Genomic DNA, 21496 nt, shown 5'->3' with positions numbered 1-21496 from the left:
TGGCATGACGCAAGCCGGAGGTTCCATCGGCTATTTGCACGACAAAAAAAGCCCCGAACCAGTCGGGGCATTTTTTTGTTCAGCGTTTACCGATCAAACCTGATCTGCCAACCGCCACGTCGTCCCGCCCTTCCCGTCTTCCAACACCACACCCATCGCGGTCAGTTGGTCACGGATACGGTCGGATTCCGCCCAGTCTTTGCCAGCCCTGGCAGCCAGACGCGCCTGGATCAGCGCATCCACTTCAGCGGCATCCACGCGCCCTTCGGCGCCGGCTTGCAGGAAGTCGTCGGCTTCCATCTGCAGCACGCCCAGCACACTGGCCAGCTCTTTCAAGCGCGCCGCCAGGCCCGCCGCTGCGTCAAGATCCGTCTCACGCAGGCGGTTGATCTCACGCACCATCTCAAACAGCACCGCGCAGGCTTCCGGCGTACCGAAGTCGTCGTTCATCACTTCAGTAAACCGCGCGACGAACGCTTCGCCGCCGGCCGGGGCCACGGCGGGCAAGCCTTTCAACGCGTGGTAGAAACGCTCCAGGGCGCCCTTGGCGTCCTTGAGGTTGTCTTCCGAATAGTTGATGGCGCTGCGGTAATGGCTGGACACCAGCAGGTAACGCACCACTTCCGGGTGGTACTTTTCCAGCACGTCGCGAATGGTGAAGAAGTTGTTCAAGGACTTGGACATCTTCTCGCCATTGATGCGGATCATGCCGCAGTGCATCCAGGCATTGGCGTAGGTTTTGCCGGTGGCGGCTTCGCTCTGGGCGATTTCGTTTTCGTGGTGCGGAAACTCCAGGTCGCTGCCACCGCCATGAATGTCGAAGGTTTCGCCCAGGCAGCAGGTCGACATCACCGAGCATTCGATGTGCCAGCCCGGACGCCCGGCGCCCCACGGCGATTCCCAGCTCGGCTCGCCGGGCTTGGTGGCTTTCCACAGCACGAAGTCGAGGGGGTCCTGCTTGGCTTCGTCGACTTCGATGCGCGCGCCGATACGCAGGTCTTCAATTTTTTTGCGCGACAACTTGCCGTAGCCCATGAACTTGGCCACGCGGTAGTACACGTCGCCATTGCCCGGAGCGTAGGCGTAACCCTTGTCTATCAGGGTCTGGATCATTGCGTGCATGCCGGCGATGTGATCGGTGGCACGCGGCTCCATGTCCGGCTTGAGGATGTTGAGGCGCGCCTCGTCCTCGTGCATCGCGGCGATCATGCGCGCGGTCAGTGCGTCGAACGACTCGCCGTTTTCATTGGCGCGGTTGATGATCTTGTCGTCGATGTCGGTGATGTTGCGCACATAGGTCAAGTCATAGCCGCTGAACCGCAACCAGCGGGTCACCAGGTCGAAGGCAACCATGCTGCGGCCGTGGCCGATGTGGCAGTAGTCGTACACGGTCATGCCGCACACGTACATGCGCACCTTGTTGCCATCCAGCGGCTTGAAGACTTCTTTGGTCTTGCTGAGTGTGTTGTAGATCGTTAGCACGACAGTTCCTTAAACAGAATCACTGGCCCCACGAATCACGCAAGGTCACGGTACGGTTGAATACCGGCCGACCAGGTTTCGAGTCCTTGATATCCGCGCAGAAGTAACCTTCGCGCTCGAACTGGAAACGGTCTTCCGGCTGTGCGTCGCCCAAAGAGGGTTCGGCACGACAACCGGTGAGCACTTGCAGGGAGTCAGGGTTGATGTTGTCGAGGAAACTGGCGCTGTCTTCGGCCTTCTCGGGGTTTGGCGAACGGAACAGGCGATCGTACAAACGCACTTCGCACTCGATGCTGGCCGCAGCCGGCACCCAGTGCACCACGCCTTTGACCTTGCGGCCTTCAGGGTTCTTGCCGAGGGTGTCCGGGTCGTACGAGCAGCGCAGTTCGACGATGTTGCCATCGGCGTCCTTGATTGCCTCGTCGGCGCGGATCACGTAGCTGCCGCGCAGGCGCACTTCGCCGTTCGGCTCCAGGCGCTTGTAGCCTTTTGGTGGTTCTTCCATGAAGTCGTCACGGTCGATGTAGATTTCCCGCGCGAACGGCAGCTTGCGCACGCCCAGCTCTTCTTTTTGCGGGTGACGCGGCAGCTCGAGGTTTTCGACCTGGCCTTCAGGGTAGTTGGTGATCACGACTTTCAACGGCCGCAGCACGCACATGGCGCGCGGCGCGTTTGCGTCGAGGTCCTGGCGGATGCTGAACTCGAGCATGCCGAAGTCGACCACACCGTCGGAACGGTTGGTACCGACCATCTCGCAGAAATTGCGGATCGACGCCGGGGTGTAACCGCGACGGCGGAAGCCCGACAGCGTGGACATGCGCGGGTCATCCCAACCGTGCACGTGCTTTTCATCCACCAATTGCTTGAGCTTGCGCTTGCTGGTGATGGTGTAGTTCAGGTTCAGGCGGCTGAACTCGTACTGACGCGGTTGCGCAGGTACCGGCAGATTGCTCAGGAACCATTCGTACAGCGGGCGATGGCTTTCGAACTCCAGGGTGCAGATGGAGTGAGTGATGCCTTCGATGGCGTCGGACTGGCCATGGGTGAAGTCATAGTTGGGGTAGATGCACCACGTATCGCCGGTCTGGTGGTGATGGGCGTGGCGGATGCGGTACATGATCGGGTCGCGCAGGTTCATGTTCGGCGAGGCCATGTCGATCTTCGCGCGCAGCACGCGGGCGCCGTCCGGGAACTCGCCGGCGCGCATGCGGTTGAACCAGTCGAGGTTCTCTTCTACCGAACGGTCGCGGAACGGGCTGTTCTTGCCCGGCTCGGTCAGGGTGCCACGGTATTCCCTGGCCTGTTCCGGGCTCAGGTCGTCTACATAGGCCTTGCCGGCTTTGATCAGCTCGACGGCCCAGTCGAACAACTGGTCGAAATACTTGGACGCATAGCGCACTTCACCGGACCATTCGAAGCCCAGCCACTTGATGTCGCTTTCGATGGCGTCGATGTATTCCTGGTCTTCCTTGGCCGGGTTGGTGTCGTCGAAACGCAGGTGCGTGACACCGCCGAATTCCTGGGCCAGGCCGAAGTTCACGCAGATCGACTTGGCGTGACCGATGTGCAGGTAGCCGTTGGGCTCTGGCGGGAAGCGGGTGACGATCTGCGTGTGCTTGCCCGAATCGAGGTCCGCCTGGATGATCGGACGCAGGAAATTGACCGGGACGGCAGGTCCGGCCTTGGAATTCGAGGTAGGGTCGACAGTGGGCTTGCTCATAGGATCCTTGAACAGACAGGTTCGTGGCCGGGTGAGGCCAGATAAAACAAAGGGCTTATCATAGCCGAAGCGGTCAACCACCTGACAGGGCACGGCCGAAAACTGCTGCTTTAATTGCTGCTTTAATGACAGACGCGGTAAAAAACCACCTCAAAATTCGTGCAAGGCACGCTAAACTGCGCGCCCTGGCCGCCGTTTGGCCAGACAGGTAAAGCGTTCAAACGCCCAAACCCACGAATTCCCTGAAAAGAGTAGTGAACATGACTCAAGTCAAACTGACCACCAACCACGGTGACATCGTCATCGAGCTGAACGCCGAGAAAGCGCCGATCACCGTCGCCAACTTCATCGAGTACGTAAAGGCCGGCCACTACGAAAACACGGTTTTCCACCGCGTCATCGGCAACTTCATGGTCCAGGGCGGCGGTTTCGAGCCGGGCATGAAAGAGAAGAAAGACAAGCGTCCAAGCATCCAGAACGAAGCGGACAACGGCCTTTCCAACGACAAGTACACCGTCGCCATGGCCCGTACCATGGAGCCGCATTCGGCCTCCGCGCAGTTCTTCATCAACGTCGCCGACAACGCCTTCCTCAACCACAGCGGCAAGAACGTGCAGGGTTGGGGCTACGCGGTATTCGGTAAAGTCATCGAAGGCCAGGACGTCGTTGACAAGATCAAAAGCGTGCAGACCACCGGTAAAGCCGGTCACCAGGACGTTCCGGTAGAAGACGTCATCGTCGAGAAAGCCGAGATCGTTGGGTGATATTGCTGATTTCAGATTTGCATCTGGAAGAGGATCGCCCGGACATTACCCGGGCGTTTCTGGATCTGCTCCACGGCCGCGCCCGTGGTGCCCAGGCGTTGTACATTCTGGGGGACTTCTTCGAAGCCTGGATTGGCGACGATGGGATGACCGCGTTCCAGCGTTCCATCTGTGACGCGCTGCGCGAACTGAGCGACAGCGGCACCGCGATTTTTATCATGCACGGCAACCGCGATTTCCTGATCGGCAAGGCGTTCTGCAAAGCCGCAGGCGCCAGCTTGCTCAAGGACCCGAGTGTCGTGCAATTGTACGGCGAACCCGTGCTGCTGATGCACGGCGACAGCCTCTGCACCCGCGACCTCGGCTATATGAAGCTGCGGCGCATCCTGCGTAACCCGATTGTGCTGTTTATCCTGCGCCACCTGCCTCTGGGCACACGCCACAAGCTAGCGCGAAAGCTGCGCAGCGAAAGCCGCGCGCAAACGCGGATGAAGGCCAACGACATTGTCGATGTCACCCCCGACGAAGTACCGCAGGTGATGCAGCAATTTGGCGTGCGCACCCTGGTCCACGGCCACACGCACCGCCCGGCCATCCATAAGCTGCAGATTGGCGACCAGGCGGCCAGGCGCATTGTGCTGGGGGATTGGGACAGGCAGGGCTGGGCGTTGCAGGTGGATGAGCAAGGGTTTGCTCTGGCGACGTTTGATTTTGTGAACCCACAGCTGGCCCTGCCAGGCGCTTGACGCAAGAACACAACAATCAAATGTGGGAGGGGGCTTGCTCCCGATGGCGGTGGATCAGTCAGCCATTCTTTAGCTGACCCACCGCCATCGGGAGCAAGCCCCCTCCCACTTTTTGACCCGGTACAGGCTCAGATCAGTGCCCGGAAGCCTGCGGCCCGGCCTTGGCGCCGAATGGCGGCTTGGCCAGCCACACCAGCAACATCAACGCCACGAACAGCCAGCCCATCAGCGTGAAGTAATCCACGGTGGACATCATGTACGCCTGGCTGGTGACGACCTGGTCGAGTTGCGCATAGGCTTTCTGCCCTGCCCCGCCAAGCGCCTGCAGCGCATCGCGGGTGGCCGGGTCGTAGGTGTTGATGTTCTCGCTCATGTAGGCATGGTGCTGGTCCGCTCGGCGAATCCAGATCCAGGTGGTGAGCGAGGCCGCAAAGCTGCCGCCCAGGGTGCGCAGGAAGGTCGCAAGCCCCGCGCCGTCGGCAATCTGACTCGGTGGCAGGTCGGACATCAGGATGGTCAGGGTCGGCATGAAGAACAGCGCCACGCCAATACCCATGAACAACTGCACCAGCGCGATATGCGTGAAGTCCACCTCACTGGTGAAGCCCGCACGCATGAAACAGCTCAACCCCATGGCCAGGAACGACAGCGCCGCCAGCAGACGCAGGTCGAACTTGTTCGCGTACTTGCCCACGAACGGCGACATCAGCACCGGCAGAATGCCAATCGGTGCCACCGCCAGACCCGCCCAGGTGGCGGTGTAGCCCATCTGGGTCTGCAGCCACTGCGGCAGGATCAGGTTGATGCCGAAGAAGGCAGCATAGCCCCCGATCAACACGATGGTGCCGATCCGAAAGTTGCGGTAGGCAAACAGCCGCAGGTTGACCACCGGGTGCTTGTCGGTCATTTCCCAGATCACGAAAAACGCCAGGGCAACCGCCGAGATCACCGAGCCGATGATGATGAAGTCCGATTCGAACCAGTCCAGGTTATTGCCCTTGTCGAGGATGACCTGCAAGGCGCCGACCCCGACGATCAAACTCAGCAGACCGATGTAATCCATCGGCTGGTAACTGGTTTCCACTGGACGTTTCTTCAACTGGGAACGCACCACCATCACCGCAAAGACGCCAATGGGCACGTTGATAAAGAAGATCCACGGCCAGCTGTAGCTGTCGGTGATCCAGCCGCCAAGGATGGGCCCGGCAATCGGCGCCACCACCGTCACCATCGCCAGTAACGCGAGGGCCATGCCCCGCCTGGCGGGTGGATAAACCGCAATCAGCAAGGTCTGGGTCATCGGGTACAACGGCCCCGCGACCAGCCCCTGCACCACACGAAACGCGATCAACTCGGGCATCGAGGTGGAAATGCCACACATAAACGAGGCCAGCACAAACAGCATGGTCGCCCACAAAAACAGCTTCACCTCGCCAAAGCGCCGGCTCAACCAGCCGGTGAGCGGCAAGGCAATCGCATTGCTCACCGCAAACGAGGTGATCACCCAGGTGCCCTGCTCCGAACTCACGCCAAGGTTGCCGGAGATGGTCGGCAGTGCCACGTTGGCGATGGTGGTGTCGAGCACCTGCATGAAGGTCGCCAGCGACAGGCCAATGGTGGCCATCAGCAGGCTGGGCGGCGTGAAGGAGGCGTTATTGCTCATCAGCGTTGCGCTGCCTTGGGAGCGGCGACGCTGTTGTCATGGATCAACTGACTGATCATGGCATCGGCTTCGGCCAATTGGCGGTCATACACATTGGTGGTGAACGTCGCCTTTTGCGGCGCCTGCTGCGCCAGCACCGGACCGCTCTTGTCGTGCAGGTCGACATTGACCACGGTGCTCAAGCCCACACGCAGCGGATGCTGGGCCAGCTCTTCGGCGTTGATATGGATGCGCACCGGCACCCGTTGCACGATCTTGATCCAGTTGCCGGTGGCGTTCTGCGCCGGTAGCAGGGCGAACGCGCTGCCAGTGCCGGCGCCGAGGCTGTCGACGGTGCCGCTGTATTTGACGTCGCTGCCATAGATATCCGACTCGATGTCCACTGGCTGGCCAATGCGCATGTCGCGCAGCTGGGTTTCCTTGAAGTTGGCATCGATCCACAGCTGGTTCAGCGGGATCACCGCCATCAACGCGGTGCCGGGCTGCACGCGCTGGCCCAGTTGCACGGTGCGCTTGGCCACATAGCCGGTGACCGGCGCGATCAAGGTGCTGCGCGCATTGCTCAGGTAGGCCTGGCGCAGTTGCGCAGCGGCGGTCTGCACATCCGGGTGGGAGGAAATCACCGTGTCGTCCACCAGGGCATTGCTGGTCTTGAGCTGTTGCTCGAGGTTGGTCAGGGCATTTTTCGCGGCGGTCAGGCTGTCACGGGCGTGGGACAGCTCTTCCTGGGAAATCGCCCCACCCTGGGCCAGGGTCTTGCGACGGTTGTAGTTGTCCTGGGCGGTTTGCACGTCGGCCTTCTGCGCGTTGACCTGGGCTTTCATGCCATCGACATTGCTGTACAAGCCGCGCACCTGGCGCACGGTGCGGGCCAGGTTGGCCTGGGCACTTTGCAAACCGACGGCGGCGTCGTTGGGGTCGAAGTTGATCAGCACCTGGCCTTCGTGGACGAGGTCGCCATCGTCGGCGCCGATGCTGACCACGGTGCCGGTGACCAGCGGGGTGATTTCCACCACGTTGCCGTTCACATAGGCGTCGTCGGTGCTTTCATTGAAGCGCCCGTAAAACTCATACCAGCCCCACACGCCCAGGGCGCCGAGGATGACGATCAGCGCCAGGCCGACCAGCATGATCCTGCGTTTGCGCGGGTTGCTGTCGGTTTTGGGTTGCTCTGTTGCGTTGCTGTTTTCGGCAGTGGCCATGACAAATACCTCACATTATTCCGTGCGTGCAGCGGGGGTGGTCGACGCAACGTCTGCGGCGCTGTAGCCGCCACCCAGGGCCTGCATCAATTGAATCGACAGATCGATCTGCGCAGCCTTCAGGCTGGCCAGTTGGCGTTGGGCCTGGAGCAGTTGCTGCTCGATGCTCAGCACATCCAGGTAATTCCCGATGCCTGAGCTGTAACGTTGCAGCCCGGTGTCGTAGGACTGCCGGGCGATGTCCGCCGCGTGTTGCTGGGCCTGGATCTGCCGCGCGGTGTCACGCAGTTGCGCGAGCGTGCTGCCGATATCGCCCAGGGCCTGCACCAGGGTTTTGTTGTACTGAGCCACGGCCAGGTCGTAATCGGCGTCGCGCGCATCGAGGTCGGCGCGCAGGCGGCCGCCGTCGAAGATCGGCAGCGAGATCGTCGGCGCAATGTTGAAGAAGCGGCTGGCCGAACCGAACATCGCATCACCCAGCAACGACTCGGCCCCGGCGCTCGCGCTCAGGTTGAGGTTGGGGTAGAAGCGCGTCTTGCTGGCGGCAATGTCCTTGCTCGCAGCTTCGACGCGCCAGCGCGCGGCGATCAGGTCGGGGCGACGACCCAGCAGCTCGGCAGGCAGTACCGAAGGCACCGCCACGGCGGCGGGTTGCAGCACTGCGGGACGGGCCAGTTCATTGCCACGATCCGGACCTTTGCCGAGTAACACCGCGAGGGCGATTCTGGCGCTCTGCAGCTGTTTTTCCGCATCGATCAGTTGCGACTGGCTACTGGCTTCCAGGCTTTCGGTTTGCTGGTACTGGTACTGGCTGTCGATCCCGGAGTTCAGGCGGCGCTGACTCAGGTCGAGCATCTGGCGGGTGCGCTTGAGGTCGTCATTGGCCAGGTCACGCACGATATGCGCCTGGCCCAGGTCGCTGTAGGCCTTGGCGACGTTGGCGGCGAGGGTCAGACGCGCGGCCTGCTGGTCGACTTCGGCGGCTCGGGCCTGCCCCAACGCGGCTTCCCAGGCGGCACGCTGGCCACCCCACAGGTCGAAGGTGTAATTGAAGCTCGCGCCGATGTTGCGCACGGTCGAATAGGCATCGCCCTCGCCGCGCGGGTCCTGGTCCCGGGCCAGCCGCGAACGGCTCACACCGGCGTTGGCATCTACGGTGGGCAGGCGCGCAGCGTTGGCCGCATAGGCGGCCGCTTCGGCCTGATGGGCGCGGGCGCTGGCCACTTGCATGTCCGGGCTGTTGCGCAGGGCTTCCTGGATCAGGCCGTCCAGCTGCGGGTCGCCGAGGCTCTTCCACCAGTCGGCCGCCGGCCAGGCCGCACTCGAGAGCGTCACCCCAGCGAGGGACTTGCCGGTTTGCAGGGTGTTGGCGTCGAGGCGCCGACCCTGGGTGTCGAGGCCGCTGTAGTTGGCGCAACCGGCCATGCTCATGGCCACCAGCACCAGGCATAACGCACGTGTGTTCATTCTGTACCTACCCGCTGGATGACGATGGCGTCACCCGCTGCAACGAGGATTTTCTTGAGGATTCTTTCCAGGGTCTGCAGCTCGCCGGGCTCCAGGGCGCCGGCCAACTCGTTCATCGACTGCGCGCCGATGTGCGGCAGCATGTCCGCCAGGCGCTGGCCTTCTTCGGTGAGCACCAGCCGCACCTGGCGCCGGTCCTGCTCGGAACGCTGGCGCACCAGCAGGCCCTTTTGTTCGAGGCGGTCGAGCATGCGGGTCATCGAGCCGCTGTCCAGCGACAGGTTGCGACACAGCTCGGCCGGGGTGTCGACGTCGAACTGGGCAATGATGATCAACACCTTGAACTGCGCGGCAGTGACGCCGTGGGGTTCCATATGGGTGTCGATGATGCGGTCCTTGAGCAACGCCGCCCGTCCCAGCAACAAGCCGAGATGACAGTGGCGAAAGCTGTCAGGGGTGAAATGGGTCATCGGAAGTCACCTTATTACTGCCTAGGCAGCGAATGTGTGACGAGATGTTACTGCTTAGGCAGCGAATGTCAAATGGAATTATTAGCTTGCTTGGTATCTAGCTGAGATATGGCTGAAATGCCATCAACCATAAAAAGGGGGTTTGCGTCCGATGGCGGTGTGTCAGCCGCAGATAAGCTGACTGATACACCGCTATCGGGAGCAAGCCCCCTCCCACCGTTTCTGATTGAGTGATGGTTTAAAAATCGCGTTTGTAGAAGATGTCCAGCGAGCTGGCCACGCCGGTCGCCACTTCCAGGTAAACCTTTTTGCTCAGCAGGTAGCGCAAGGCGATGGTATTGGCCGGTTCGAACACCCCTACCCCGTAACGCAGGCTCAGCTTCTCGTTGATCTTGCCGCTGGCGACCACGGCGGTCTTGTTGCCGGCGCCCTGGGTGTCGAGGTCAAAATCCTGGATGCCCAGCTTGTTGGCAATGTCGGTGGTGACCCCCGAGCTGCCCATCAAGCCCAGGCCCAGCGCCGCTTCGGCGAGCATGTTGTTGTCTTCACCGTTGTTGGTACGCGAACGCCCCAGCACCAGATACGACAGCGCATCCTCCTGGGCCATGGCCGGCTCGGAGAAGATCTGCGTGGTGGGCTGCTCGGCGCTGCCGCTCAGGCGAATACCGGCCGTCACCGTTCGCGAGGCCTCGGTGGTGACGCGCACCGCTTCGATGTCCAGGAACGGTTGGTCCAGGGGCCCGGCGAACAACAATCGCGCACGCCGCACATTGAGGCGCTGCCCGTAAGCGCGGTAGCGACCGTCGTTGAGCCACAGCTCGCCGCGGGTGTCCATGTTGTCGCCGATATGCACATGGCCCTGCACCTTGGCGGTGAGGCCGAAGCCGGCGAAGTTGAGCTTGTCTTCACCAACCTCCACATCGATATCCATGGCCATTGCCATCGGCGCCTTGCCCTCTTCAGTCTGGCTGCCGACGATCACCGTGTCATCGGAGACCTTGACCGTGGACGGCGGCAACTCACGCACGGTGATGTCGCCACGCGGGATACGGACCTTGCCGGCAACCGCCAGCTTGTCGTTCTTGAGGCTGATCTTCAGGTCGGGCGCCACTTCCAGCACGGCGTAAGGCTCGACCGTCACCGGCAACTGCGAACCCGTGAGGCTGAGGTCGACCGCCAGCGCCTGGCCCCAGTCGATCTGTCCCTTGAGGCTGCCCTGCCCATCCTTGCCACTGCGCCAGCCGCCGTTGAGTTGCACGCTTTCGCCAGCGATCAGCGCTTGCACGTTGAGGTCCTGGAGGCTGAGGGGCAGCTCCGGCCCGGAGATTTCGCCGCCCACCAGATTGACGCTGCCGTTGACCAGTGGCGCAAGCAAACCGCCGGAAATGCGCCCGGTGCCGTTGAGCTTGCCGGTGAGCGTTTCCACCATCGGCACAAATGGCCGCGCCACCGCCAGGTCCAGGCCGGTGAGGCTGAAGTTGCCGGTGATCGGCTTGTTGGCGGGCAATGGATTGATCTGTGCCTGCAACAACAGCTCGCCCAGTTTGCCGCCACGGAAATTCAGCTGGGTGTCGATGCGCTTGGGATTGAGGGTGGTTTCCAGCTTGAGGGTGTCATAGGGAAAATCCAGCCACTGGGCCTTGTCCTTGACACGCAAGGTGCCGCCGCTGGCGTCCACCGAGACCACGCCCTTCGGGCCGCTCTCTGGAAGATCGAGCTGCACGTCGGCGTTGAGCCTGCCCTGCCAAGCAAAATCCTTGGGCAAAAACGCCGCCAGGCTGTCGATCGGGAATTGCTTGAGGTGGTAGCGCAGCTTGGGCTCGGGCATCAGGCGCTGGTCTTCACCGCACAGACTCGCGCCGCCGGAGACCCAGCAATGGGCGGCGAACGTCAGCTTGCCATCCGCCAGACGCTCGATCCGGGCCGGGGCCTGCAGCCGCCAGTCCTGGCCACCCGCTTGCACGTCGCCGCTGGCCAGCCGCCCGCGCCAGTTGCCTTTGTCGAGGTTGCCGTCCAGCGCGAGCGCCAGCTTGACCGGCGGGCCGGCAAGGTCCAACTGGACTTTCTGGCTCTTGATATCGCCCTGGGCACTGGCGGTGAGTGTGCCCACCTGAGTCTCGCCGCTTTGAATGCCACTGCCCTTGAGGTCGATCTTCGCGCGCTGGGCGTTATCCAGGGTGGCGTCGAGGCTGAGGTTTTGCAGCTGATTGTCGGCAAACGCCAGTTGTTGGCCCTTGAGGCCAAGCTTGCCTTGCGGCGCCTTCAAGGTGCCAGCCACGTCGAGCCGGCCGTTGACCTGGCCGCGCAGTTGCGGCCACAACTGGGCCAGGCGCGCCAGCTTGATGTCGATCTGGCCGGCCAAACGCTGTTGCAGGCTGCCGCTGCCGTTGATGCGATTGTCGCCCAGGCGCAGATCCAGGTTGGCGAGGGTCCATTGCTCGCCCGCGCCTTCGGCCTTGGCGGCGAACACGGCGGTTTGCCCGCGCAGTTGGCCCTTGAGATTGAGGTCGGCGTCGAGCTTGAGTTGATCGTTCCTGAACTCGCCCTTGCTGCGCAAGGGCCCGGCCAGGGTGCCAGGCAATTCAGCCACCCAGTACGCGGGGTTCAGCGCCGATAGATCCAGCGCCGTGTCCCAGGCGATACCCTCGGCGAACTGCAGATTCAGATGGCCTGCGGCCTTGCCCTGGCCTGCGGTGAGTTTCAGCTCGGGCAGGAACACCTGCTTGAGATCGCCACTGAACGGCGTGACCACCGTGAACTTGCCCGCCGGGCCGTCGAGATCGGCTTTGAGGTTGCCCAGGTAGTTGCCGTCTTTATAGGAGATTTCGCCGTTGAAGGTGTGCAAGGTGACCTGCGGCTCGTCAATCAGCGGGTAAAGGCGATGCCAGGGGAAGTCGAGCCAGTCGATTTTGGCGTCGGCGCTGAAGCCTTGCTGCCAATCCAGGTTGGCGCTGAGCTTGAGGTTCTGTTTGTCGCCGGCGTTCAGATCAAGACCGGCGATCTGCGCGCCCCTGGCGTCGACCCTGCCTTGCAGCAGAAGAGCCACCGGGCCTTTTTCCGCAGGCAATACGGCTTTGCCAAGCAATTGGTAACCGCTTTTCAGGTCGCCCCTGGCAGTGACATCCAGTTGATTGAGTTGCAGAGTCGCGGGCAGATCAGCGCTGGGCTTGAAGCTGTCCGCGGTGATGCGCACCTGTGCCGGCAGGTTCTCTTCCAGCGGTTGCAGCTCGCCGGTGAGCCTGGCTGGCAGGTAACCACTGCTGTCGGCATCAAGCTTAAGGGTTTTGAGCAGGTCGCCTTCGACCTTCAGCGCAACCGTCCACGGCGCGCCACCGGGCGCGTACGGCAGGCTGAGGTTGCCGCTAGCGTTCAGCGGCCAGTCGCCGACAGGTTGCAGCAGGCCAGCGAGGTCGAGCACCAGGCCATCGCGCTCCAGGTGCACCGAGTCGATACGCATGCCTGCGGCGGTCCAGTGCGCCGCCAACTGCAGGCCCTTGAGTTGCTCGCTGCCGTTGAACAGCAGGCTGCCGACGTGCACCTCACCGAGTTGAATCGCCAAGGGCAGCTTCAGATCCGGCAACGCGATGGGCCCGCTGCTCGCTTCGCCGCTCGGTGCAAATTGCAGGTTGACCTGCTCCACATCCAGCCGCTCGATGCACAGGGTCATGCGCAAAAGGCAGGCCGGCGACCAGACCAGAGTCGGCGCATCCAGCTCGACGCGGCTGGAGCCCTGCTGCCACAGCAGATGATCGGCGCTCCACTGCCCGCCCAAGCGGCCCTGGAAATTCTCCACGCTCAACCCCGGTACCTGGCCCAGCACCCAGCGGCTACCGGCCTGCGTACCCAGCACCGTCCACAGCGCCAGCAACAACAAGGCGAGGACAGCGATCAACGCCAGCCCCGCTATTTTCAAACCACGCATCACAGCTCAGGCCCCATGGAAAAGTGCAGTCGGATGCCGCCCGGGTCTTCCAGGGCATGGGCCAGGTCGAGACGGATCGGACCTACCGGAGAGACCCAGCGTACGCCGACGCCGACACCGGTTTTAAGGCTCGGCATGTCCAGGGTATTGAACGAGTTGCCCTGGTCGATGAAGGTTGCGATCCGCCATTTTTCGGCGATGGAATATTGGTACTCGGCGCTCAGGGCCACCATGTAACGGCCACCGATACGGTCGCCACGGTCGTTCTCCGGCGACAGGGTCTGGTACTCGTAACCCCGCACGCTCTGGTCGCCACCGGCGAAGAAACGCAAGGACGGCGGCACGGACTGGTAGCCGTTGGTGGCACTGCCGCCGAACTGCGCACGGCCGAGGAAACGGTGGTTGTCCCACAGGGTGGTCAAGCCCTTGATCGTCGCGGTGCCGTAAAGCAGGTTGGTGTCCGAACCCAGGCCTTCCTTGGCAACCTTGGCATCGAAAGCCAGGCGATAACCGTTATGCGGGTCGATGCGGTTGTCGCTGCGCAAGTAGGAATAGTTGATACCCGGCATCACCAGGTTGCTCAGGCCCGAGTCGTTGCCCAGGCGGTATTCTTCACGCTGGTATTTGAGCGAGATCACGCGGGTCCAGCCGCTGGGCAATTTGCTGTGCCACTCGGGGCCGACGGTGAGCAATTTACTCAGGGCGTCGGTGTTGGCGATTTCCTCATTCTGGTAGCCGCCGGCGAAGCGAAGCTTGTCGGTGAGCGGCGGGTCGAGCGGCACGTCGTACCACAGGCCAACGTTCTGCCGTGGCGCCGACAGCTCCGCCTCCCAGCCATAGCTGTGACCCTGGGGGTTGACCCAATGGCGCGTCCAGTTGGCCTTGCCGCGCGGGCCGACGTCGGTGGAGTAGCCAAGGCCCAGGCCCATGGTGCGTGGCTTGCGGGTTTCCAGTTGCACGGCCACCGGGATCACGTCGTCTTTGGCGCCGGCGGGGGTCGCATCCACCCGCACGCCTTCGAAGAAGCCGCTGGCTTGCAGGTTCTGGTTGAGCTCGGCGATGAGCTCGGAGTCGTACGGCGTGCCACTCTTGAACGGCACCATGCGTTGCAGCAGGTCTTCGTCGAACGGCGTATCGCCGGTAAAGCTGACCTTGCCCATGCTGTAGCGCGGGCCGCTGTCGTAGACCAGGTCGATATCGGCCACGCCCGCCTTCGGGTCTACCGAGAGGGTTTGACTGGTAAAGCGGCCACTGAAAAAACCATAGCGCGAGGCCTGGTTCTGGATCAGGCGCTTGGCGTCTTCGTAATGACCGTGGTTGAGCACCGCGCCGGACTTGAGGTCGTCGCTGGCAGGCAGGCGAAAGGCCTTGAGGCTCGCAGCCTGGCCATCGACCCGAATGGTCACGTTGCGCAAATGCACCGGCTCGCCGGGGTCGATGGTGAGGATCAGGCGCGGGTTCTTGCCGCCCTTCACGTCACTGGCGATCTGCGACTGATAGAAGCCCAACGCCTGGGCGGCTTTGCGCGCCTGCTCTTCGGCACCGCGACTGAACCGCAGCAAGGCTTCTTCGTCACGATCGCCAACCCCGCCGATATAGCCTTCGATGTTGGCTTTCAACGCGTCGTTTGAGGGCTTGATCCGCACGTCCAATTCGCTCTGCGCCCATGCGCCACAGCTTGTGAACAGCAGGACCAGGCTGCTGGTAAATCTTCCTGGAAGCTTCATAGGCGCGGATGCTACATGAGCGAGAGGGAGTCTTTGAACCCGGATTTTTCTGAAAAAATCTGTCTCAAACCGTTACAGCCCGCAAAGACTGGGGGTTGGCATGAAAGAACACATGCTCCAGGACGGGTCCTACGGCAACTTCACCGATTTCCTCGTAGCCCTGACGTTCGAGGAACGCCAGGTAGCGTGAATTACCCGTGTCGAGCACCACGCCCGAGGAATGCGGGTCGTCGGCACACCAGTTGTGGACCGCTTCAAGCAACTGCTCGCCATAGTGCTGGCCCTGGAATTGCGGGTGAACGCCCAGCAGCGGTAATACATGCACCGAATCGGTGGGCAGGCACGCCAGCACCGCGTGGTGGTAATCCAGATAACGTCGGGTGCCGCGCACGCCGGTGCTCAGCCACATGCGAATTTGCCAGGCCCAGCTCTCGGTGATACCCAGGCGCCGTTGCGGCGGCGCGATCAGGGCGATGCCGATCATCTTGTCATCAACAAACAGCCCAATGGCCGGGAGCTTCTGGAAGAAATGTTGCTTGACCAGCTCACGCACCGTGGCGCGCACCCGCAATTCATAGCCGGTGCGCTGCGCTTCGAAAATATAGGCGAAGGTCGGCTCATGGCGATAAGCCTGGTACAGCAGCGCGCGGGCCTCGCGGGAATAGCCGCTGTTGAGCACGCGGATCTGGGCAGTGGCGGTTGAAGTGTCAAGCATGCAGTCAATCTCCCTGGGCGCCACTCGAAAGGCGGCGTTCATAGGGTTACGAACCTGCGGCGCAGCAGTCGTTCCAAGACATTGGCAACGCAGATGCCCTGTCCCCACGCTGGCCCCGGCCGGAGTTGTCGGCTAGCATCGCCCTTTTTGCCAGACCGGATTGTCGACCATGAAAATCGTCTCCTTCAATATCAACGGGCTGCGCGCCCGCCCTCATCAGTTGGCGGCGCTGATCGACAAGCACCAACCCGACGTCATCGGCCTGCAGGAAACCAAGGTTCACGATGACCAGTTCCCCCTGGCCGAGGTGCAGGCGCTGGGCTACCACGTGTACTACCACGGTCAGAAAGGTCATTACGGCGTGGCCTTGCTGTCGCGCAAGGAAGCCTTGAGCGTGCACAAAGGCTTCGACAGTGATGAAGAGGACGCCCAGCGCCGTTTCATCTGGGGCACGTTTTCCGATGAAAACGGCCAACCGGTCACGGTCATGAACGGCTATTTCCCCCAGGGCGAAAGCCGTGACCACCCGATCAAGTTCCCCGCCAAGCAGCGCTTCTATGAGGACTTGCAACAATTGCTGGAAAGCCGGTTCAGCAACGAGCAGCCGCTGGTGGTGATGGGCGACGTGAATATCTCCCCGCAGGACTGCGACATCGGCATCGGCGCCGACAATGCCAAGCGCTGGCTGAAAACCGGCAAGTGCAGCTTCCTGCCGGAAGAACGCGAATGGATGGCCCGCCTGAAAAACTGGGGCCTGGTGGACAGTTTCCGGCACCTCTATCCGGACGTGACCGACCGCTTCAGCTGGTTCGACTACCGCAGCCGCGGGTTTGAGGACGAGCCCAAGCGCGGGCTGCGGATTGACGTGATCATGGCGTCCAATGGGCTGCTGCCAAGGGTCAAGGATGCCGGCGTGGACTACGACCTGCGTGGATTGGAGAAGCCGTCGGACCATGCACCGATCTGGCTCGAATTGAGCTGAACCCCTGACGGTCTTCGACCTGGCGCTGTCACGCAGCAAACTGGAACCTCCGTGGCGAGCAGGCTTGTCCTGCGTTGGGCTGCGCAGCAGCCCCGAAGCCAGGCGCTGAGCCGTATCAGGTACACCGCGTTTTGCTCGATTGGGGGCGCTGCGCCGCCCAACGCGGGACAAGCCCGCTCGCCACAGGGATGTAGTTGCTGAAAAACTCACTTGATAAGAGGCGGCAGCCCCCTCCCACACTCATTCCTGGCGCCGCTTGACGGGCGCGTCTCGGTCATATTTCTGCAAACTCTCTGACTTAATCTCGTCGCACTCTCTTTGAAGGTGCCGGCATGATGCTGCGCGTTCTGTTTCTTTTGACCCTTTTCCCTCTGATTGCCGTGTCGGCGCAACTGCCCGTACCCGAGCACGGCCCTGCCCTGCGCATTCAGGGCTCCAATACCATCGGCGCAGCGCTGGGCCCGGCTTTGGTGAAGGGCTTGCTGGAGCACGAGGGCGTGCAACGGGTGCACATCGAACCGGGCGACGGACCAAACGAGCAGCGCGTAGTCGGCAAGACGCGCCAGGGCAGGAGCGTGACCATCGAGGTGGCGGCCCATGGCTCCAGCACCGGCTTTGCCGCGCTGAAAAAAGCCAGCGCAGACCTCGCGGCAGCGTCCCGCCCGATCAAGGACAGCGAGCTGGTGGACCTTGAGCCACTGGGCGACCTGAAAAGCCCCGAAGCCGAACAGGTGATCGCCATCGATGGCCTGGCCATCATCGTTAACCCGCTCAACCCGCTGAACACCCTCGACACCGAACAACTGGCGCAGCTCTTCAACGGCGAGGTCAGCACCTGGGAAGCACTGGGCGGCGTCGGCGGGCCTGTTCATGTGTATGCGCGAGATGACCAGTCCGGCACCTACGACACGTTCAAGGAGCTGGTGCTGAACCGGCGCGGCAAACCGCTGGCTTCAAGCGCCCGGCGTTTCGAGTCCAGCGAAGCATTGTCCGATGCAGTCAGCCGCGATCCCCAGGGCATCGGCTTTATCGGCCTGCCCTACATACGCCAGGCCAAGGCGGTGGCGATTGCCGATGGCGATTCACAACCGATGTTGCCGCTCAATAGCTTGATCGCCACCGAAGATTACCCGCTGTCGCGGCGCCTGTTCTTTTACCTGCCGCCGGCGAGCCACAACCCGTGGGCCCGGGCGCTGGTGGACTTTGCCCAGAGCAGCCAGGGCCAGGCAATCGTCGCGGCCAACGGTTTTATTGCCCAGCAGGTGCAGGCCATTGGCGTGCAACCGCGTGCGTCGATGCCAGCGGACTATCAAGCGATTGCCCGCGATGCCCAGCGCCTGAGCGTCAATTTTCGTTTCGAGGAAGGCAGCGCCAGCCTGGACACCAAGGCACGCCAGGATGTGCTGCGGGTGGTGGACTATCTGAAAAGCCACGGCAAGCTCGACAAGCAGGTGACGCTGGTGGGATTTGGCGATGCCAAGAATGATCCCCAGCGCGCAGCGTTGCTGTCGAAGTTGCGGGCGATGGCGGTGCGCAGGGAACTGGTCAAGAGCGGCGTGGTGCTGCGCGATATTCGCGGGTTTGGCGCGCAGATGCCGGTGGCGGCGAATACGGCGGATGAGGGGCGGATCAAGAATCGGCGGGTGGAGGTCTGGGTGTACTGAGGCTGGAGTTTGGGGGTGTCAGGACGGGCCTCATCGGGAGCAAGCCCCCTCCCACATTTGCACTGTATTCACAATTCAAAATGTGCGAGGGGGCTTGCTCCCGATTGCAGGCGACGCAGTGCTACTGCCCGCCGCGCATCATCTCCCTGGGCACATACTTGCCAATCTCGAACTTGCCGATCGCCGCGCGGTGCACTTCATCCGGGCCATCGGCCAGGCGCAGGGTGCGTTGCATGGCGTACATGTAGGCCAACGGGAAATCATTGGAAACGCCGGCACCGCCGTGCATCTGAATCGCGCGGTCGATCACCTTCAGCGCCACGTTCGGCGCGACCACCTTGATCTGCGCGATCTCGCTTTTCGCTACTTTATTGCCCACGGTGTCCATCATGTACGCGGCCTTAAGGGTCAGCAGGCGCGCCATGTCGATTTCCATGCGAGAGTCGGCGATCTTGTCGATGTTGCCACCCAGGCGTGCCAACGGCTTGCCGAATGCGGTGCGGCTGACCGAACGTTTGCACATCAGTTCCAGCGCGCGTTCGGCCATGCCCACCGAGCGCATGCAATGGTGAATACGGCCGGGGCCGAGGCGCCCCTGGGCGATCTCGAAGCCACGGCCTTCGCCAAGCAGGACGTTTTCGTAGGGCACCCGTACGTTGTCGAACAGCACTTCGGCGTGACCGTGGGGCGCGTCGTCGTAGCCGAACACCGGCAGCGGGCGGAGGATTTTCACACCGGGTGTGTCCACCGGCACCAGGATCATCGAATGCTGCTGGTGACGCGGCGCGTCCGGGTTGCTCAGGCCCATGAAGATGAGGATCTTGCAGCGCGGGTCGCAGGCGCCGGAGGTCCACCATTTTTTGCCGTTGATGACCCACTCATCGCCCTGGCGCTCGGCACGGGCGGCCATGTTGGTGGCATCGGACGAAGCCACGTCCGGCTCGGTCATGGCGAAGGCCGAACGGATCTCGCCGCGCAGCAGCGGTTCGAGCCAGCGCTGTTTCTGTTCTTCGTTGGCATAGCGCACCAGCACTTCCATGTTGCCGGTGTCGGGGGCCGAGCAGTTGAACGGCTCCGGCCCCAGCAGCGAGCGGCCCATGATTTCGGCCAGCGGCGCGTATTCCAGATTGGTGAGGCCGGCGCCGAGTTCGGACTCGGGCAGGAACAGGTTCCACAGGCCTTCGGCTTTGGCGCGGGCCTTGAGTTCTTCCATGATCGCTGTGGGCTGCCAGCGGTCGCCTTCGCTGACCTGGCGTTCAAACACCGGCTCGGCCGGGTAGACGTAAGCGTCCATGAATGCAGTGACGCGTTCACGCAGTTCCTGAACCTTGGGCGAATAGGCGAAATCCATGGGCAGCTCCCTTCTCTGAGAGGTTGTTTAGGTCATGAATTCGATGCTAGAACAGCGCTGATAATTTACCTAGCCTATTCTCGGCGTGTATTAACATTCATCACCGATATATGATCAGCCTATCGGCACCTAACAATAAGAGCGCAACGCAATGAATCTGAGCAAGGTCGACCTGAACCTCTTCATCGTCTTTGATGCGATCTACACCGAAGCCAACCTGACCCGCGCCGGGCAGATCGTCGGCATTACGCAACCGGCGGTATCCAACGCGCTGGCCCGCCTGCGCGAGACCTTCAACGACCCGCTGTTCGTGCGCACCGCCCAGGGCATGGTGCCTACGCCGATGGCGCAGAACATCATCGGCCCGGTGCGCAATGCGCTGTCGTTGCTGCGGGTATCGGTGCAGGAAAGCCGGATTTTCAATCCTCAACAGGCGGCCAAGACCTATCGCATCAGCATGACCGACCTCACCGAGGCGGTGATTCTGCCGCTGCTGTTCCAGCGCCTGCGCCGGCTGGCACCCACGGTGGTGATCGAAAGTTTCCTGTCCAAGCGCCGCGAGACCACCAAGGAACTGGCGGCCGGGCGCCTGGATTTTGCCGTGGACGCACCGCTCAACACCGACCCGCAAGTGCGTCACGTCAAGCTGATGGAAGACCGCTACGTGTGCGCCATGCGCAAGGGCCATCCGCTGGCGGGCAAGGACAAGCTCAGCCTGGATGATTACCTGTCGCTGACCCACATTCATATCTCCAGCCGCCGCAACGGCCTGGGCCATGTCGACCTGGCCCTGGGCAAGATGGGCATCCAGCGCAAGATCGCGCTGCGTTCCCAGCATTACCTGATGGCCTCGCAGGTGCTGCAGCAGACCGACATGGTCATGACCGTGCCCGAGCGCTTCGCCCGCCGCCACGAACTGCACTGGGTCAACCTGCCGGTGAACGACGTGCCGCCCGTGGAAACCCATTTGTACTGGCATGAAAGCACCGACCAGGACCCGGCCAACCGCTGGATGCGCGAGCAGATGATCGAGCTGTGCCAGCAGGTGACGGCCCATGAGAAGAAGCTCGATGGCAAACAGGCCTGACCTTTGACTGGGCGGGCTTGCCGGGGTTGTCGTGGTGGCGAGCCCGCTCGCCACGGCAAGATGAAAGCCATGGGATGTTATTGACGTTTACGTCAACCAGCCATTAGCTTAGCGCCAAGCCATCCGCCGAGCGCCGCCATGAGCACCACCTACAGCATCTCCGACCTCGCCCGCGAGCTCGACATCACCACCCGCGCCATTCGCTTTTATGAAGAGCAAGGCCTGCTGACCCCGGAGCGTCGGGGCCAGGAGCGTATCTACTCGGCGCGGGACAAGGTCAGCCTCAAGCTGATTCTGCGCGGCAAGCGCATCGGTTTCTCCCTGGCCGAATGCCGCGAGCTGATCGAACTCTACGATCCCACCAGCGGCAACCACATCCAGCTCAACAGCATGCTGGCCAAGATCGCCGAGCGGCGTGAACAGCTGGAACAGCAACTGCTGGACATCGAACAGATGAAGCTGGAACTGGACACCGCCGAAGAACGCTGCACTCAAGCCCTGGCCCACACCATGAGCCAGTCTGGCCATTGAACA

16 protein-coding genes are annotated in these 21496 nt (G+C 62.2%); 6 read left to right on the top strand and 10 right to left on the bottom strand.

Features of this window, described 5'->3' with window-relative positions; translation table 11 throughout:
• Positions 1-93 precede the first annotated feature (93 nt).
• Together cysS and ACXX81_RS07395 are read right to left on the bottom strand one after the other, a co-directional pair.
• Positions 94-1482 (bottom strand): cysteine--tRNA ligase, encoded by a 1389-nt coding sequence (gene cysS / locus ACXX81_RS07400; RefSeq protein WP_458571423.1) that lies wholly within the window; start codon positions 1480-1482, stop codon positions 94-96.
• A 19-nt stretch (positions 1483-1501) separates the two neighbouring features.
• Positions 1502-3202 (bottom strand): glutamine--tRNA ligase/YqeY domain fusion protein, encoded by a 1701-nt coding sequence (locus tag ACXX81_RS07395; protein WP_209982924.1) that lies wholly within the window; start codon positions 3200-3202, stop codon positions 1502-1504.
• A 260-nt stretch (positions 3203-3462) separates the two neighbouring features.
• Here ACXX81_RS07395 and ACXX81_RS07390 point away from each other — a divergent pair, with 260 nt between their 5' ends.
• Both ACXX81_RS07390 and lpxH read left to right on the top strand, forming a co-directional pair.
• On the top strand, positions 3463-3966 hold the full coding sequence (locus tag ACXX81_RS07390) for a peptidylprolyl isomerase (RefSeq protein ID WP_209982926.1): 504 nt from the start codon (positions 3463-3465) through the stop codon (positions 3964-3966).
• Positions 3963-4712, top strand: a complete 750-nt coding sequence (lpxH, locus tag ACXX81_RS07385) for a UDP-2,3-diacylglucosamine diphosphatase (protein WP_209982927.1) — start codon at positions 3963-3965, stop codon at positions 4710-4712. The genes ACXX81_RS07390 and lpxH overlap by 4 nt, the downstream gene beginning before the upstream one ends.
• 133 nt (positions 4713-4845) lie before the next feature.
• On the opposite strand, the gene ACXX81_RS07380 is transcribed toward lpxH, so the two are convergent.
• The 7 genes from ACXX81_RS07380 to ACXX81_RS07350 form a co-directional block, all read right to left on the bottom strand.
• The gene (locus ACXX81_RS07380) at positions 4846-6375 is read right to left on the bottom strand and encodes a DHA2 family efflux MFS transporter permease subunit (protein WP_231422823.1); all 1530 of its coding nucleotides are present in this window, start codon (positions 6373-6375) and stop codon (positions 4846-4848) included.
• Positions 6375-7577, bottom strand: a complete 1203-nt coding sequence (locus ACXX81_RS07375; RefSeq protein WP_209982931.1) for an HlyD family secretion protein — start codon at positions 7575-7577, stop codon at positions 6375-6377. Before ACXX81_RS07375 ends, ACXX81_RS07380 begins: the two co-directional genes overlap by 1 nt.
• A 15-nt stretch (positions 7578-7592) precedes the next feature.
• The gene (locus ACXX81_RS07370) at positions 7593-9044 is read right to left on the bottom strand and encodes an efflux transporter outer membrane subunit (RefSeq protein WP_458571422.1); all 1452 of its coding nucleotides are present in this window, start codon (positions 9042-9044) and stop codon (positions 7593-7595) included.
• On the bottom strand, positions 9041-9514 hold the full coding sequence (locus tag ACXX81_RS07365; protein WP_458571421.1) for a MarR family winged helix-turn-helix transcriptional regulator: 474 nt from the start codon (positions 9512-9514) through the stop codon (positions 9041-9043). Before ACXX81_RS07365 ends, ACXX81_RS07370 begins: the two co-directional genes overlap by 4 nt.
• Positions 9515-9752: 238 nt before the next feature.
• Entirely contained in the window at positions 9753-13436 is a 3684-nt protein-coding gene (locus tag ACXX81_RS07360; protein WP_458571420.1) for a translocation/assembly module TamB domain-containing protein, read from the bottom strand.
• Positions 13436-15163: an autotransporter assembly complex protein TamA gene (locus ACXX81_RS07355; protein WP_209982939.1), complete on the bottom strand. Its 1728-nt coding sequence runs from the start codon at positions 15161-15163 to the stop codon at positions 13436-13438. Before ACXX81_RS07355 ends, ACXX81_RS07360 begins: the two co-directional genes overlap by 1 nt.
• 64 nt (positions 15164-15227) lie before the next feature.
• Positions 15228-15878, bottom strand: a complete 651-nt coding sequence (locus tag ACXX81_RS07350) for a GNAT family N-acetyltransferase (protein WP_231422827.1) — start codon at positions 15876-15878, stop codon at positions 15228-15230.
• A gap of 169 nt (positions 15879-16047) precedes the next feature.
• Between ACXX81_RS07350 and xthA the strand changes: the two genes are divergently transcribed.
• Entirely contained in the window at positions 16048-16860 is an 813-nt protein-coding gene (gene xthA, locus ACXX81_RS07345; RefSeq protein ID WP_458571419.1) for an exodeoxyribonuclease III, read from the top strand.
• Positions 16861-17192: 332 nt separating this feature from the next.
• Positions 17193-18524: a substrate-binding domain-containing protein gene (locus ACXX81_RS07340; RefSeq protein WP_209982945.1), complete on the top strand. Its 1332-nt coding sequence runs from the start codon at positions 17193-17195 to the stop codon at positions 18522-18524.
• A 121-nt stretch (positions 18525-18645) separates the two neighbouring features.
• Here ACXX81_RS07340 and ACXX81_RS07335 read toward each other — a convergent pair whose 3' ends face one another.
• Positions 18646-19875, bottom strand: coding sequence for an acyl-CoA dehydrogenase (locus ACXX81_RS07335; RefSeq protein WP_057007562.1), 1230 nt, complete (start codon positions 19873-19875; stop codon positions 18646-18648).
• Positions 19876-20026: 151 nt separating this feature from the next.
• Here ACXX81_RS07335 and ACXX81_RS07330 point away from each other — a divergent pair, with 151 nt between their 5' ends.
• Entirely contained in the window at positions 20027-20962 is a 936-nt protein-coding gene (locus ACXX81_RS07330; RefSeq protein WP_003238359.1) for a LysR family transcriptional regulator, read from the top strand.
• A 138-nt stretch (positions 20963-21100) separates the two neighbouring features.
• A complete protein-coding gene (locus tag ACXX81_RS07325) occupies positions 21101-21493 on the top strand; it encodes a MerR family transcriptional regulator (protein ID WP_209982947.1) in 393 nt (130 codons plus the stop codon).
• Positions 21494-21496: the final 3 nt, after the last annotated feature.

Source organism: Pseudomonas sp. GNP013, assembly GCF_054343995.1.
Note: the sequence above shows the minus strand (reverse complement) of the source record. Positions and strands in the feature narration are given on the sequence as shown.